Source organism: Desulfobaccales bacterium (assembly GCA_041648175.1).
GTDB lineage: Bacteria > Desulfobacterota > Desulfobaccia > Desulfobaccales > 0-14-0-80-60-11 > 0-14-0-80-60-11.
Genome location: JBAZPO010000028.1, coordinates 15008 through 29830, shown reverse-complemented (window position 1 = coordinate 29830; position 14823 = coordinate 15008). Strand labels below are relative to the sequence as shown.

Below are 14823 nucleotides of genomic sequence, written 5' to 3'. Positions count from 1 at the left end.
GCCGAAACTTTATATGGGTATTTAAAAATTCCCCGGTAGCACAGGCTTTCCAGCCTGTGCTCATATAGGCTGAATTCTGCGATTCCATAATGTCCGGCAATTTTGCAAGAAGCTCAAAAGTTTTTTCCGTAATTAGGAGATACTTTAACACCCCAAATCCCCCCTAACCCCCCTTTGTTAAAGGGGGGAACTATAAGGAATTACTTATAAAGTCCCCCTTTGAAAAAGGGGGATTTAGGGGGATTTAAAAATCAGCCAGCGGCATAAATTTATGGCAAACGCTATAATTGACAATTCCCGCGAATATGCTCACAATAGCACCAAGAGAGGCCTGAAGATATGAGGCGCCGATTGGTCTGGTTGGGCTCTACGGGTTTCCTCCTCGTTATGCTTATGCCGAGCCATGCCCTGGCCCAATGGGCCACCTGGTATAATTTTGGCACCCAGGGCTCCTATGTCCACCAGATCGCGCACCTGCTCTTTGGCTTGAGCATGCTCTTTTTTATCCAGGAAATTTTTCACGCCAAGTTGCAAAAGTTTCGTGGTTTCCGGCTGCTGGTGTGGGCCTGGGCGCTCTTAGCCCTGTGGAACTTTGATGCCTTTGTCGGCCATTTTGCCGACTGGACCCTGGGAAATCCCGTGATCATGGGCCAGGGCTGGGGGCGGCTGCTCCTCATGGACAGCTTTCAGACCTGGCTGGTCTATGTCACCAAGATTGATCACTTTGTTCTCTTGGTGCCGGCTTTTCTCATGTTTTATCTGGGCCTCAGGGCTCTCGCCCGCAAGCCCGGAGCGATTAAATGATCGCCCTGCCCCTCGCTCCCTTGTGGATTCTGGGATACCTGTGTTCGCTTGCTGTGCTCATTTTAAGCATCCTCTCCCTGCGCCTGAGCTATCGGCTGGTAGATCAGGACCCGGAAAATGCCTTATGGCTATTCCTCAACTGGCTCGCCATTATCTTTCTGATTTTTTCCATTACCCATATCACTTCCCATACCCTGGCTGATCTTATCACCTATTGGAACCTGCCCAACCTAGCTCTGGTCCAGCGGATTTTCGGCGGTTTCGATACCGTGGTCTATGTGGGCATCGCCTCCATCACCCTGTTTTTCCATAGAATTCAGCGCCTGTATCGCCGCATGGAGGCGGATCATCACCACCTGGAAGAAACCAGCCATGAGATTCTGGCCCTGAACAGGGAGATGGAAGCCCTGGTGATGGAGCGCACCATGTCGGAGATGGCCTTGGGCATGGCCCACGGCATCCGCAATCCCCTGCATGTCATCGGCGGCTTTAGCCATCGTCTCTTGCGGAAAACGGACGAAGATGACCCCAGCCGGGCCTGGGCCACGGCCATCGCCGAGGAAGCCCGGCGCATCGAACAGATGGTGGAGCGCTTCGAGACCCTGGCCCAGAGAAAGACGTCATTTTTCGCCCAAGAGGACTTGAACGAGATCATTCGCAGCACCCTGCAGTTGCTGCTTCCGGAAATGCGGGCCAAGAACATCGCCCTGGTGACGGAAATCTGCCCCACGCCCCTGGTGGGCCGCTTCAACATGCATCTCCTGAAGGTGGCCCTGGCTCACCTGGTGCGCAATGCGGTGGAGGCCACCCGGCCTGGGGGCACTGTGCTGGTGCGCACTGCCGAAGAGGATAAATTTGCGGTGTTGATCATCCACGACACGGGCCGGGGCATGTCCCCGGAAGTGGTGGAAAAGGTCTTCGTGCCGTTTTATACCACCAAGATCGGCGGCACCGGCTTGGGGATGGTGTTCGTGCGCCAGATCGTGGACGAACACCGGGGCGTCATTACCCTGGATAGCCAGGTGGGCCGGGGCACCACCGTGATCATCAGACTGCCGCACCGCTTCACCGACCGTCCGGAGGTCGCAGAAGAGTTACTGCCATCCGCCCCGCTTACAGCCCCTCCCGAGCCGGAAACCTCTGAGCCTTCAAAACTTTCGGAACCTCCGGAAACTTCAGAGCCCACCAAAGAAAGCAAGTAAGCGCCTAGCCTCGCTTGCTCCGACGAACTCTCTACCTCCACTATTCTTTTAAGATAAAGCAAAATCTTCCGATTAGATCAGAGGAATGGTTAGGTCTAAAAATGCTGATCCTCACCAGGCCATAGCAGACGGTTGAAGAACTTCCCATTTCCCTGAATTGTCATTCTGAGCGGAGCGAAGAATCTCGCATTTTTAATAACTTGAGATCCTTCACTGCGTTCAGGATGACAATAAAACCGTTTTTCAGCAATCATATAGTAATAGTTACTGACCGGAGAAAAAATGACCAAGAAACGAGTTCTGGCGCTGGGCGCAGGCGCCATGGGGACCATAGCCGCGGCCACAATTGCCTCTTTTGAGGAAGTGGAAAGCGTGATTATTGCCGACCTTGACCTTAAGGCGGCCCAACAGAAAGCGGCATTGTGTGGTGATAAGGCTCGGGGTACCGGCATAGACGTCACTAACCGCAGCGAGCTGGTCGCTTTGATGCGCCAGGCGGATGTGGTCATGAACTGTGTCGGACCGTTTTTCCGTTTCGGCGTCACGGTATTTAAAGCCGCGCTGGAAGCGGGGATCGATTACCTTGATATCTGCGATGACCCGGAGCCGACCAAGGCGATGCATGAGCTTAACAACCGGGCCCAAGCCGCGGGAATCACCGCCATCGTGGGGTTAGGTGCGAGCCCCGGGATCACCAGTATGCTGGCGGCGCGGGCCAGGGCCGAACTGGACCGGACTGAGGAGTTGGTGGCAGGGTGGAATATCGAAGAAGACGCCGGCGGCGATGAGCGAGTCGCCTATTCCGCCGCGGCGGTTCACTGGATGCAGCAGTGCTCCGGCACCATTTTGGAGTGCGACCGGGGGAAATTGGTCGAGCATCAGCCCCTGTCAGACGTCACCCTGGAGTACCCCGGCAGGGGGACCAGAGTCGTTTATACCGTGGGGCATCCGGAGCCGGTGTCCTTCCATTATTCCTTTCCGGACCTGCCGCGCTCCTACTGCGTTATGGTCATGCCCGGTGCGTGGATCGGCAGTTTCAGAAGGCTCGCCAGCCAGATTGACCAAAGCCGGCTGACGCTGGAAGAAGCTGCGCAAATCCTGGCGGAGGATTCCGCCCAAAGTAGTTCGGAGTCGAAACGGGTGGCCGGCACTCCCCGTTTGCCCCTCTTTTTTGCCCTCGCCAAAGGCGCCAAAGACGGCAGACCCGCTCTGGTGGCAACCTCCATAAAAGCCACACCTCCGGGCATGGCGAATGCCACCGGCATTCCGCTGGCCCTGGGGACACGCCTCCTGCTCCAGGGGCGGGTCACCAACAAGGGAGTCATCGCACCTGAAATCGCCTTCAATGCCGAGGAATTTTTCCAGAGGCTCGCGCCTTATTGCACCTTCCCGATGCCGCTTAAAACCTCGGAACTGATTGAGGTGGTTGTGAGCCGGGGCTGAGCCTGCCAAGCAGGAAAGTTGCCGAGGGAGAGATTTGATGATTAAGATTACATTAAAAAACTAATGCTATTATATAAAAGTATTTAAAAAATCTAAGTTTTATATATCAACCTCAAGAATGGGGGGGCGAAAATGGCCATTAAATTGCAGAATTTAGTTATCTTGTTACTCACTATTAATCTTGTTGGCTGTGCAACGACGGTGGTTCCGAGGCCTAGTGAAATAACCTTAGAAGAAGCAATGAAATCTGTGGGAAGAGGACTTGTTGAAATGCGAGACGCCCAAGGACGTTTACGGACAGGTCTGATTACTGACGAAGTGCAGGTAACTTTTAACATCGCCGCCTCTGGGGACCAAAGTGGCGGTTTGAAGGTAGAAATGACTCCCGTCTCTACTGGCCCAGCGGCTTCAGGGGAACTTTCAACCAAATATACTGCCCAACGCGGCAATCAAATCACAATAAAATTTAAAAATATTTTAACCGCCAATCTTAAAGACACTGTATGCACTGATCCAAAATATGTTGCCAATTTCAAAGATATGGTAACATATATTAGTAGTCAAGCAGATAATCCTGATGGTCCAGTTCGTCTGAAATGACCCTGATAGTGACATTAATAGCTACGTTGCTCCATACATGAACCCTACCAAAACGGAATACAAGTCCGTTATGAAGCCGGAATCTCCAATAAATGAAATACACGCTCATCCCGTGAAAATTACCCCTCACCCACCTTCAATATTATCGCGAAGACGCCACAACGGGGAAGGAGGTGAGAGGTTGTTAAGTGTCCTTTAAAATTCAATCGACTTGCTTCGCCCTAGTCATGGTCCTCCTGCTCAGCGGTTGTGAGAGCGGGGACCGGGGGGTGATCCCGCTTGATAGCGGCCCCATCCTGCGCCATCCCGATGGCGTTTACCGGGGCATTCCTTACGCCGCGGCGCCCACAGGCCCATTACGCTGGCGGCCTCCGCAGCCGGTAACTCCCTGGACCGCGCCGCGCCGGTGCGACACCTTTGGGCCAGTCTGCCTCCAGCCGGGTTATTCCGGGGCCATGAGCGAGGACTGCCTCTTTCTCAACGTCTGGACCCCGGCCAAAAATGTGGGCGAACGGCTGCCGGTGATGGTCTGGATTCACGGCGGGGCCTTTATGTACGGCAGCGGCTCCGACGAACTCTATGACGGCGCCGCCCTCGCCGACAAAGGGGTGGTGGTGGTCACCTTCAACTACCGCCTCGGGGTCCTGGGTTTTTTGGCCCATCCAAGTCTGTCAGCCGAATCGCCCCACCAGGTTTCGGGAAACTACGGGCTCCTTGACCAGGTGGCGGCGCTCAACTGGGTGCAGCGCAATATCGCCCAGTTTGGCGGCGATCCCCATAGAGTAACCATTTTCGGCCAGTCCGCCGGAGCCGCAAGTGTCAGTTTGCTCCTGGTAAGTCCCCTGGCCCAAGGCCTGTTTCACGCGGCCATTGCTGAAAGTCCGGCAGTGGTGGGGTGCCTGCGGCCCCTGCGCCACGAACAGGTGGGGGTGATCCCGGCGGAAACGGTAGGGGTGCGGCTGGCCGGGGAATTGGGCATAGCCCCGGCCCCGGACGTGGCGCCGGCCTTGCGCCAGGTCCCCTGGGACCGGCTTGCCATTGCGGCCGCCACACTGGAGGAGTCGCTTGGTGTAGAAGTTCTGCATCTCGTGTGTTGTCCCACCGTGGACGGTTGGCTGATTCCCGATCATCCCGTCAGGCTGTTTGGCCAGGGACGGCGGCATCCGGTGCCGTTGCTCACCGGCGTCACCGCCAATGAAAGCACTATCTTTCTGCCCTGGCTCATGCCCCAATTCAGCAGCCCGGAGGCCTACCGCCAGCACCTGGACGCGACCTTCGGGAAGAATGCGGCCAGGGTCTTGCAGCTTTTACCGGTTACATCCCCTAAAGACCTGTGGCCTTGCCTGGATCAACTGATCTCGGCCAAATGGTTCGGCGCCTGGGCCAATTATATGGCAGGCACAGCCTTAAACGTGCAGCAGCCGGCCTGGTTCTATCGCTTCACCCGCCGGGCTCCAGCGTGGGCCACGGAGATCCTGGCCGAGGACTCAACCAAACAGCGGCTCTCCAATGATCAACTTGGCGTGGTGCACGGGGCCGAAATATTTTCGGTATTCGGGTTCACCAAAATTCTCCTGGGCTTCGGCTTTGACGATTGGCGCTTCTCGGACCAGATCATGATTTATTGGACCAACTTCGCTAAAACCGGCCAACCTGAAGGCGCAGGCGTTCCCCCCTGGCCGCCTTACGGGACTTTAACGCAACGGGATTATATGGAATTCGGCAGAGAAATTTCGGCTAAGTCCGGGCTTAAGGTGGAACTCTATGATCTTATCGCCCAAACCTGGCTGGTATCGGCTTATTGAAATAACGGCGCGAGATGCAGAAATCGCCTTTATGCGCAATGACTTATAGCGTTTGCCAAAAGTTTTTTCCTTTAAGGCACATTGTCTAAGAAGCTAAATCCCCCCTAACCCCCCTTTTCCAAAGGGGGGAACTTAGCGGAATTGCTTTAAAAGTCCCCCTTTGAAAAAGGGGGATTTAGGGGGATTTAGAAATCCAGCAATCAGAAAGAATTTTTGGCAACTGCTATAAGTAATTGAACATAAGCGCTCTCTGCGTTCTCTGCGCCTCTGCGGTTAATTATTTTTCACCGCAGAGGCGCAGAGGGCGCAAAGATAAATATGTTAAATTATTGACGCTATGTATAGTTACGTGTCGTTGAGCAATTATCCCTGAACTCGCGAAAACCACCGGTGGAGCTTTTCAACTTTGTCTTTATGGACGAGTTCCATGTCCGCCATTCTCTCCAGAAATTTTTGAGTCAAGCCGAGAGGATATTCCGAGGCCAGCTTCTTGTAAAACCGATGTTGGTATTCCTCCGACCGGATCGCGAAGGCCAGTGCATCGGTGGGCGTTATATCCGGGGTAATTGAAGCAACCATCTTTACCGTCGGTTCGAGATCGGCTGCATTGATTCGAGGAATTTTGGGAAATACGCCTTTTTCCAGGTAGGCCTCCAATAAGGCTCGATGTTCTTCTTCTTCGCCGGCCAAGATTTTGAAGATCTCCCGGGTTTCCGGAGTGGTCGCCTTTGTCGTCATGGTTCCATAAAATTCAGCCATCTTGGCCTCGATGGCAATCGCCTTTTGAATGAGATCACGGAAATTAGTGCTCATTGCAGTAATCCTTTCGAGGATAATCTTAGCCCAGGCGAATGTGATACCAACTCGCATTCAAATGGTGGCATAGGCGTCTCGCCTGTGCAGGCGCAGGCTAAAGCCTGCGGCTACCAAAGATAGCTCTCTGAACGCTATGAATAGTGCTGCCCTGGCTATTATTATCTATATCGACAGGCTGAGACCGGAACTTTAATGCATTTTCCGGAAACGCGGCTTCTTGCCCATCGGCGGCCGACAGACCGCGGCCAGATCGAAATGGCAAGTTATTACCTTTTGGAGTTTTCCGCCCGGGAGACCAGCCAGAAGATCGACCCGCATACCAGGATGCCCGCCAGGTAAAGCCCTTCGGTCCACAGGTCATGGGACGTCAGCGATGCCACCAGCACCTTCCGGATAAAGGCCACCAGGGCTAACCCCACAAAGAGTTGCAGCTTGAAGGCGCCGCCCCTGAGGCGGTCGATCTCCATGTCCAGCAACTCGATGACCACCCACAGGATAAGCACGGAGCCCATGGCGCTCACCAGGCCGTGGGAAAGATTCCCCTGGGCGATGTGGATCACGTCCTGCACGACGAGGCCTACCGCCCCCAGCGACAGGCCCAGGAGGCCCACCACCAGGAGGATGTTGAGGCCGAAGGTAAAGCGCTGGGAGAAGCGGATCAGCAAGGAGTCCAGCTTTTGGGAGAGGAAGACCCGGCGAATCTCTTCTTCGTGGTAAGTCCGGGCAATGATATCCAGGTTCAGGTCAAGGATTTTTTCCACCGCACTGAAAGCGCTCTCCCGCTGCCGGGGGTCCACTTCCGTATGGATAATCTGGTGGAGGTCCTGCCGGATCAGGTTCATCCCCACATAGACGAAGTGGGCCGACAGACCGATGCGTACGTGCGCATGGCCCACCCGCTGGAGGCGTTGGAAGTAGCGCTCATCGTAAGGGCCTTGAAACATGGCCAGCAGCCAATCCCGGTGTTGGGTCCTGAGCCTCGCCAACTTGACCTCATCTTTCAGAAACCTGGCGGTGTCGGGGATTTGCAGAAACAGGTTGTAGAAGTCCGTCACGATGCGGTCGGCGTGGGGCTCCAGCATAGGGAAGAGGCTTTTTAAAATCTCGATGTCCGGCTCCGAAAACCGGTAGTTGTCCTTGATCTCCTGAAAAGTCCGCATGCCTGCCTCTCCGGCTGAATTGGTCCGTGTTTGACCTCCTCATCCATACCATAGGCCCCGGAATCTGTAAATCAAACTTAAGCCTGTGGCCCCCAAACCGGCAATTTTCTCCATCAAGGTGAATCTTTCCGGCAAGGCAGAATTTTGCACGTATTTTCTTTTAATTAATGGCGATCAAGCTTGTCAGCGGCGAAGAGGGCCATTATAATAGCCAGCATATTCGGGTAGGAAGGTATGAGGCTGCGCACACTTATCCTGTTGTTGGCTTTTCTCGGTTGGGGGGCTACCGCCCTGGCCGCCGCTCCGTCCCTTACCTTGGGAGAGGCCATGCTCCTGGCCTTGCAGCACAACCCGGCGCTCAAAGCCGCGGGCATGACCATGGAAACTGCGGAGGCAGACGTCGCCAAGGCCCGGGCCCGGTTCCTGCCCACAGTCAACTTCAACGAGACCTACACCTTCTCCGACATGCCCTCCCAGGTCTTCATGAGCAAATTGAATCAGCGGGTCTTTACCGGCCAGGACTTCCTGCTCAATAACTTGAACAACCCCAATGCCTACGGGAACTTTCAGACCGGCTTGGTGATGCGCCAACCCCTGTTCCAGGCGGGCGAGGCTTTTCTGGGCTATAAGCAGTCCCAGTTAAGCCGGGAGATGGCGGCGGCCTATATCCTCAGTTCACGCCAGCAGTTGTTGTTCCAGGTGACCCAGGCTTATTTCGGGTTGCAGTTGGCCCAGGCGAATCTGGCGGTGGTGCGAGAGGCGAAGCATACCGCCACAGAAAACCTGCATATCGCCCAAACCCGCTTTAAAGCCGGGACCGTGGTAAACTCCGACGTCTTGTCCGCTGAGGTTCACCTGGCCAAACTGACCCAGGAAGAGATGACCGCAGCCAGCCAGGTGAAGATTGCCCAGAGCCTCCTGGGGAGGGTGGTGGGCCTGCCGGAGACCGGAGAGCGGCCTTTGGCCCCGGCCCCCAAGGAACCGGCGCCTCTGCCCCCCAGGCTGGATGACCTGAATAAAACGGCTCAGGAAAAGCGGCCGGACCTCAAGCAGTTGGAACTGGCGTCCCGAGTGGCTCAGAAAGAATACAGCAAGGCCCGTCTCAATTATCTGCCCCGGTTGAACGTGGTGGCGGAATACGACGTGGACCAACGGCGCCTCTTTGGCAGCAGCGCCGACAGCTACACCGTCATGGCCCTGCTTAACTTCAATCTGTTTAACGGCCTTTCCGACCTGGCCAAGGTGAGGGAGACCCGGGCCAAAGAGTCTCAGGCCCGGGATTTAAAACGGGACCTGGAAGACCGGGTCAGGCATCAGGTGACCGAGGCCATCTTGAACCTGAAGACGGCCCATGAGCGCCTGAAGGTGGCCCAGACCGCGGTGGTCCAAGCCCGCGAGGGCCTGCGGCTGATTCGTATGCGGTATCAGACCGGGCTCACCATCCTGGTTGACCTGCTTAACGGCGAGGACGCCCTGAAAAACGCCGAACTGAGCCAGGTGGCGGCCCTGTTTGACACCTACCTGGCCCAGGCGGGGCTGGACTTGGCCCTGGGAACCATCTCCGGCCCCGTGGCAGAGAGCGGCAAGCCGTAGACGCGACCCGGCGGGTCGGCCAGGTCGCCCGGGAATATATCCTCACCAATGCGCCGCGCTGGGACTTAGACCGGGAAAATCTCCAGGCTGCGGAAAAGGATATTGATGACTGGCTGGCCATATTTAAGGACGCTCCCAGAAATTTGTCGAAATGCTTGCAAAATCAAATTCATTGTCGAAAAGGGATAGTTTTAAAACCGGCATTAGCAAAGGAAAATTCGGGGTCGTACCAGAGCCGGAAGTAGGGTGCGTCTTACGCACCATCTTTGGGAACAATTGAACGAGAAGAAAAAGTCCCCCTTTGCAAAAGGGGGATTTAGGGGGATTTCAGGATGTTGGGTTTTCAGCCTCTAACTCTTGCATCCGCAAGGTGCCATGGCAGATAAAAAGAAAATTATCGGACTGAGCGCCCTGGTGTTGGTGGCCATCGTGCTCATGGCCTGGCTGGCGGGGCTGCTCCATTTCGGCAAGATTGCCCCCGGCTTGGTGCAACTGACCAGCGCCCCGCCAACGGGCCGGATTCTGACCGTCCAGGAAACCGAGATTCCCCGGGAACTTGAAGTATTGGGGACGGTGATCAGTAAAAGCTTGGCCCAGGTATCCTCCCAGGTTCCCGGCCGGGTGGCGAAGATTTGGGTGGAGGCGGGCTCCCGGGTCAAAGCGGGGGACGCCTTGGTAAGCCTGTCCGCGGCGGAGTTCCAGGCCCGGCTCAACCAGGCCCGAGCGCAACTGAAGCAGGCCGCGGCCGACTATCACCGTTTTCAGTTCCTGCTCAAGGAAGGTGCGGCGAGCCCCCAGGAGTTCGGGGCCATGGAGGCCCGCTACAAGACGGCCCAGGCGCTGGTTTCCGAGGCCGCCACCCTGAAAGGCTATACCGTGGTCAAGGCGTCTGAAGCCGGGGTCGTGGCCGAGCGCAAGGTGGCGGTGGGGGACCTGGCCCAGCCCGGCCAAACCCTGGTATCCCTCTATAACCCCGACCGGCTCCAGATCGAAGGCGAGGTCAACGACAACTACCGGGAACAGGTCAAATTGGGCGAGGTGGCCCACATTTCCGTACCCGCAGTGAATTTTACGGCGGACCTCCCCCTGGCCGAAATCTTTCCCATAAGCGCCGCAGGCAGCCGCACCTTCAAGGTGCGCACCACGCTGCTCACCAACCCAGCCCTGATGCCGGGAATGTTCGCCCGGCTCTCCCTGCCCTTGGGAGCAACCCGGGGCATCCTCATCCCTAAAGACGCGGTGCACACCGTAGGCCAGCTCACCATGGTCAAGGTGCTGGTGGACCACACGGCCCAGATGCGCCAGGTGAAGCTGGGCCGGCAGGTGGAAGAGCAGGTGGAAGTGTTGGCGGGGTTGCAGGTGGGCGATCAGATAATTTGCCCTGCCGAAAATAAGGCCAGAGAATGAGGTAATTAAAATTTTAACTCAGGCGGGAAATCTTGGTTAAGGTACAAGCTTAAGAAATATGGAAAATTTTTTAACAATATGTACGATATTGGGTGGAATAGCAGCAATTTGGTACTTTTTGGAAAAAATATATAGAAGAGAAGAAAAAAATAAAATAAATTACGATGACATTATAAAAACAGTTATTGACAGATCTAATTTTCAACAACCCAATATCACTTACAAAGCATCTACCCGGGAAGTAAAATCAACAGAAACTAAAACGGAAACTTTGGCCGATAACCTTAAATTATTGGCCAAAGAATCTGAAAAACCATTAATCTATTGCAAATACTGTGGTTCTGATCCAGGCAAAAGATTACTTTGTGTCGGTTCTCGTTCTGCACATAATTTCCAGAGTTTTACAGGAAGAGTAATCTGTGAATATTGTGGCACCAAACCAGGAGAAAGAACGCTTTGTGTCGGCAAAAGATTAGAACATAATTTTGAAACCTTTCAGGGAAAAATCTATTGCAAATACTGTGGTTCTGAGCCAGGAGAAAGATTACTTTGCGTAGGTTCTCGTCTTGAACATAATTTCCAGAGTTATATAGGAAGGGTAATCTGTGAATATTGTGGCACAAAGCCAGGGGAAAGATTGCTTTGTGTCGGTACCAGATTAGAGCATAATTTTCGAACCTACTAATTCATAATAACCGAATTTTTTATGCCTGATAATGCGAACCAGATTCATCTCGGCCCCACTGCCCGCCTCGTCAAGGTCTTTCTGCTGTCCAAGCTCCCCACCATTATCATCCTGGTGAGCCTGCTGGCAGGGCTCATGGCTTTGATTTACACCCCCCGGGAAGAAGACCCCCAGATCAAGGTGCCCATGGTGGACATCCTTATCCGCTTCCCCGGGGCCTCCCCCCAGGAAGTGGAAAACCTGGTGGTCATCAACCTGGAAAAGAAGCTCTGGGAGATGGAGGGCTTGGAAGACCTCTATTCCCAGGCCCGGGACGGCTTTGCCATCGTCACGGCCAAGTTCAAGGTGGGGGAGAACCTGGAGACCAGCCTGTTCAAGGTCTATAACAAGGTCTTCTCCAACATCGACCAGGTGCCGTCAGGGGTGACGGGCTGGGTGGTCAAGCCCATGAATATCAACGACGTGCCCATCGTCACTCTGACCCTGTACAGCAATGCGGCGGATGACTACGAGCTCAGGCGGGTGGCGGACGAGTTGCTGCACCGCTTGCAAAGCATCCCGGACACGGGCCGCTCTTATGTGGTGGCGGGGCGCAAACGTCAGGTTCGGGTGGTGGCCGATCCGGCCCGCCTGGCCGGGCATGGCCTGGATTTGGCCGCGGTGGCCAAAGCCATCGAGGTGAGCAACGTCAATCTCCCTGCAGGCCATTTCTCCCGGCAGGACCGGGAATATGTGGTGCAGGCCGGGCCGTTCTTGAAAAGCGCCGATGAGGTGGCCGGCCTCTTGGTGGGGCTGAACCAGGGCAAGCCGGTGTATCTTCAGGACGTGGCCCAGGTCATCGACGGACCGGAAGAGCCGGTTAACCTGAGCACCATCGCGTTCGGGCCCGCGGACGAGCTCCCCCCGGGTTACGTCCGGGGCCAGTTTTATCCGGCGGTGACCATGGCCGTGGCCAAGCGTACCGGCACCAACGCGGTGACTGTGGCCGAAGGCATTTTGCATAAGATGGAGGAACTGAAAAAAGAGGTCATCCCGCCCGACATCCGGGTGAAAGTGACCCGGGATTACGGCGCCACCGCCAATGAGAAGGTCAACGAGCTCATGCGGGAGCTGCTCATCGCGGTGTTGTCCATCACGGTGCTGCTGACGTTATTTCTGGGCTGGCGGGAGGCCCTCATCGTGGCCCTGGCGGTGCCCCTGACCCTGGCCATCACCCTCACGGGCAACATGATGTTTGGCTACACCATCAACCGGGTGACGCTCTTTGCCCTGATCCTGTCCCTGGGCCTGTTGGTGGATGATCCCATCATCGACGTGGAGAACATCCACCGTCATTTCCAGTTGCGGGAGCATCCGCCGCTCGAGGCCACCTTAGTGGCGGTGGACGAGGTCAGGGCGCCCACCATCCTGGCCACCTTCACGGTAATCATCAGCTTCATCCCCATGTACTTCGTCACCGGCATGATGGGCCCCTACATGCGGCCCATGCCGTTGAACGTCCCGCTGGCCATGCTCATGAGTCTGGCCATCGCCTTCACCGTCACGCCCTGGGCCACCTATCACTTCTTGAAAAAAGAGTACGGCAAAGAGGAAAAACCCTTTGTTCTGGAGGAAACCTGGGTTTACCGGGTCTACACGCGGATCATGACCCCGCTGCTGGAAAACCGCCGCCTGAGCCACTTCTTTCTGTTGGGGGTGGTGGTCCTGTTTGCGCTCTCGGTGCTCCTGCCGGTTATCGGCCTGGTGCCGTTGAAGATGCTCCCTTTTGACAATAAAAATGATTTTCTGATAGTGGCGGACACCCCCAACGATACGCCGCTGGAGTCGACCCAGGAGGCCCTGAAGGATTTCGGGCGTTACCTCACCTCGGTCTCTGAGGTGGACAACGTGGTGACCTTCGCCGGGGAGAATGCCCCCATCGATTTCAACGGGCTGGTGCGCCATTACTATCTCATGCAAGGCCCGTGGGTGGGGCAGATTCGCGTCAACCTGGCGGAAAAGGAACGCCGGTCGGCGGATAGCCACGCCGTCACCCTGTGGATCCGCCCGGCCCTGGAGGAGATCGCCAAAAAGCACAAGGTGCGCCTCAAGATCGCCGAAGTGCCGCCGGGGCCGCCGGTCTTGCAGACCCTGGTGGGCGAGGTCTACGGGCCGCCGGGGGCCTCCTATGACAGCATCATTTCAGAAGCCGGCCGTATCAAAGAGTACTTCTTGAAAACCAAGGGCGTGGTGGATGTGGACACCACGGTGGAAACTGCGGAGCCCCGGTTCCGCTTTCTGGTGGACCGGCAAAAGGCGGCCTTGAGCGGCTTGAGCCAGGCCCAGATCGTAAACGGGCTGGCCATCGCCGAAGCCGGGGAGACGGTGGGCCGGGTCCACGCGACGCCGGAACGCCTGCCCCTGGAAATCTTCCTGCGGGCACCCCTGGCCTGGCGCTCTTCCACCCTGAGCCTGGGGCAACTCTATTTCAAAAATCCCCAGGGCGCCATGGTGCCCTTGCAGGAACTGGGGCGCTTCGACCTGGACACGGCCCCCAAATCCATCATGCGGAAGAACTTAGAAAGGGTGGTATTCGTCACCGGAGATACGGCGGGCGCCAGCCCCGTGAACGCTGTCCTGGATTTGATGGCCGACACGGACAAGACCCCGCCGCCTGCCGGCTACCGGGTCAACTATGCCGGGGAAGGGGAGTGGAAAATCACGGTGCAGGTCTTCCGGGATTTGGGGATCGCCTTTGCCGGAGCTCTCGTAGGGATTTACATCCTGCTGGTGCTGCAGACCTCGTCGTTCACCATGCCTTTAGTGATCATGGTGGCCATCCCCTTGACCATGATCGGGGTGATGCCCGGGTTCGCCCTGTTGAATTTTCTCTTTACGTCGCCGGTGCAGGGTTATGCCAACCCCATCTACTTCACGGCCACGGCCATGATCGGCATGATCGCCCTGGCGGGTATCGTTGTGCGCAACTCCATCATCCTCATCGACTTCATCCACCACCACCTGGACCGGGGTTATCCGCTGGAGGAAGCGGTGCTGCGCTCCGGCGCGGTGCGCTTCCGGCCAATCCTGCTCACCGCCCTGGCGGCCATGTTCGGCTCCTGGGTCATCACCCTGGACCCCATCTTCTCAGGCCTGGCTTGGTCCTTCATCTTCGGCCTATTTGCCTCCACCGCCTTCTCCCTGGTGGTGGTGCCGGTGATCTTCTACCTCCAGGCGTCCCGGCACCCGGCGGCGAATGAAAAAATGTAGAGGCGGGTTTCAAACCCGCCCCTACGGTCCATGTTAATTTCAATTGCCTCGTGGCCCAA

General features: G+C 56.2%; 11 protein-coding genes. 9 read left to right on the top strand and 2 right to left on the bottom strand.

The features are described from left to right. Nucleotides 1-339: 339 nt before the first annotated feature. The 5 genes from WC600_17570 to WC600_17550 all read left to right on the top strand — a co-directional run bounded on the left by WC600_17570 (nt 340) and on the right by WC600_17550 (nt 5854). Nucleotides 340-804 (top strand): hypothetical protein, encoded by a 465-nt coding sequence (locus WC600_17570; protein MFA4904547.1) that lies wholly within the window; start codon nt 340-342, stop codon nt 802-804. Further along, nucleotides 801-2006, top strand: a complete 1206-nt coding sequence (locus tag WC600_17565) for a HAMP domain-containing sensor histidine kinase (GenBank protein ID MFA4904546.1) — start codon at nt 801-803, stop codon at nt 2004-2006. The genes WC600_17570 and WC600_17565 overlap by 4 nt, the downstream gene beginning before the upstream one ends. Before the next feature lie 282 nt (nt 2007-2288). Further along, nucleotides 2289-3449, top strand: a complete 1161-nt coding sequence (locus tag WC600_17560) for a saccharopine dehydrogenase NADP-binding domain-containing protein (GenBank protein ID MFA4904545.1) — start codon at nt 2289-2291, stop codon at nt 3447-3449. 132 nt (nt 3450-3581) lie between these two features. Then, nucleotides 3582-4049, top strand: coding sequence for a hypothetical protein (locus tag WC600_17555; GenBank protein MFA4904544.1), 468 nt, complete (start codon nt 3582-3584; stop codon nt 4047-4049). Nucleotides 4050-4237: 188 nt separating this feature from the next. Beyond that, a complete protein-coding gene (locus WC600_17550; GenBank protein MFA4904543.1) occupies nt 4238-5854 on the top strand; it encodes a carboxylesterase family protein in 1617 nt (538 codons plus the stop codon). 363 nt (nt 5855-6217) lie between these two features. On the opposite strand, the gene WC600_17545 is transcribed toward WC600_17550, so the two are convergent. Together WC600_17545 and WC600_17540 are read right to left on the bottom strand one after the other, a co-directional pair. Further along, complete coding sequence (locus tag WC600_17545) at nt 6218-6667, bottom strand: ferritin family protein (protein ID MFA4904542.1); 450 nt, start codon at nt 6665-6667, stop codon at nt 6218-6220. 269 nt (nt 6668-6936) lie between these two features. Next, nucleotides 6937-7830, bottom strand: coding sequence for a protoglobin domain-containing protein (locus WC600_17540; GenBank protein MFA4904541.1), 894 nt, complete (start codon nt 7828-7830; stop codon nt 6937-6939). Nucleotides 7831-8064: 234 nt separating this feature from the next. Here WC600_17540 and WC600_17535 point away from each other — a divergent pair, with 234 nt between their 5' ends. The 4 genes from WC600_17535 to WC600_17520 all read left to right on the top strand — a co-directional run bounded on the left by WC600_17535 (nt 8065) and on the right by WC600_17520 (nt 14764). Next, nucleotides 8065-9423, top strand: a complete 1359-nt coding sequence (locus WC600_17535; protein ID MFA4904540.1) for a TolC family protein — start codon at nt 8065-8067, stop codon at nt 9421-9423. Nucleotides 9424-9798: 375 nt separating this feature from the next. Next, nucleotides 9799-10830, top strand: coding sequence for an efflux RND transporter periplasmic adaptor subunit (locus tag WC600_17530; protein MFA4904539.1), 1032 nt, complete (start codon nt 9799-9801; stop codon nt 10828-10830). 58 nt (nt 10831-10888) lie between these two features. Further along, nucleotides 10889-11515 (top strand): hypothetical protein, encoded by a 627-nt coding sequence (locus WC600_17525; protein ID MFA4904538.1) that lies wholly within the window; start codon nt 10889-10891, stop codon nt 11513-11515. Nucleotides 11516-11536: 21 nt separating this feature from the next. Continuing rightward, nucleotides 11537-14764, top strand: a complete 3228-nt coding sequence (locus tag WC600_17520) for an efflux RND transporter permease subunit (GenBank protein ID MFA4904537.1) — start codon at nt 11537-11539, stop codon at nt 14762-14764. The last annotated feature ends 59 nt before the right edge of the window (nt 14765-14823 follow it).

Bases quoted from the DNA above. Each gene is read 5' to 3' on its own strand.
- WC600_17560 (MFA4904545.1), top strand. From the start codon at position 2,289: ATGACCAAGAAACGAGTTCTGGCGCTGGGCGCAGGCGCCATGGGGACC.
- WC600_17530 (MFA4904539.1), top strand. From the start codon at position 9,799: ATGGCAGATAAAAAGAAAATTATCGGACTGAGCGCCCTGGTGTTGGTG.
- WC600_17555 (MFA4904544.1), top strand. From the start codon at position 3,582: ATGGCCATTAAATTGCAGAATTTAGTTATCTTGTTACTCACTATTAAT.
- WC600_17535 (MFA4904540.1), top strand. From the start codon at position 8,065: ATGAGGCTGCGCACACTTATCCTGTTGTTGGCTTTTCTCGGTTGGGGG.
- WC600_17525 (MFA4904538.1), top strand. From the start codon at position 10,889: ATGGAAAATTTTTTAACAATATGTACGATATTGGGTGGAATAGCAGCA.
- WC600_17520 (MFA4904537.1), top strand. From the start codon at position 11,537: ATGCCTGATAATGCGAACCAGATTCATCTCGGCCCCACTGCCCGCCTC.
- WC600_17570 (MFA4904547.1), top strand. From the start codon at position 340: ATGAGGCGCCGATTGGTCTGGTTGGGCTCTACGGGTTTCCTCCTCGTT.
- WC600_17545 (MFA4904542.1), bottom strand. From the start codon at position 6,667: ATGAGCACTAATTTCCGTGATCTCATTCAAAAGGCGATTGCCATCGAG.
- WC600_17565 (MFA4904546.1), top strand. From the start codon at position 801: ATGATCGCCCTGCCCCTCGCTCCCTTGTGGATTCTGGGATACCTGTGT.
- WC600_17540 (MFA4904541.1), bottom strand. From the start codon at position 7,830: ATGCGGACTTTTCAGGAGATCAAGGACAACTACCGGTTTTCGGAGCCG.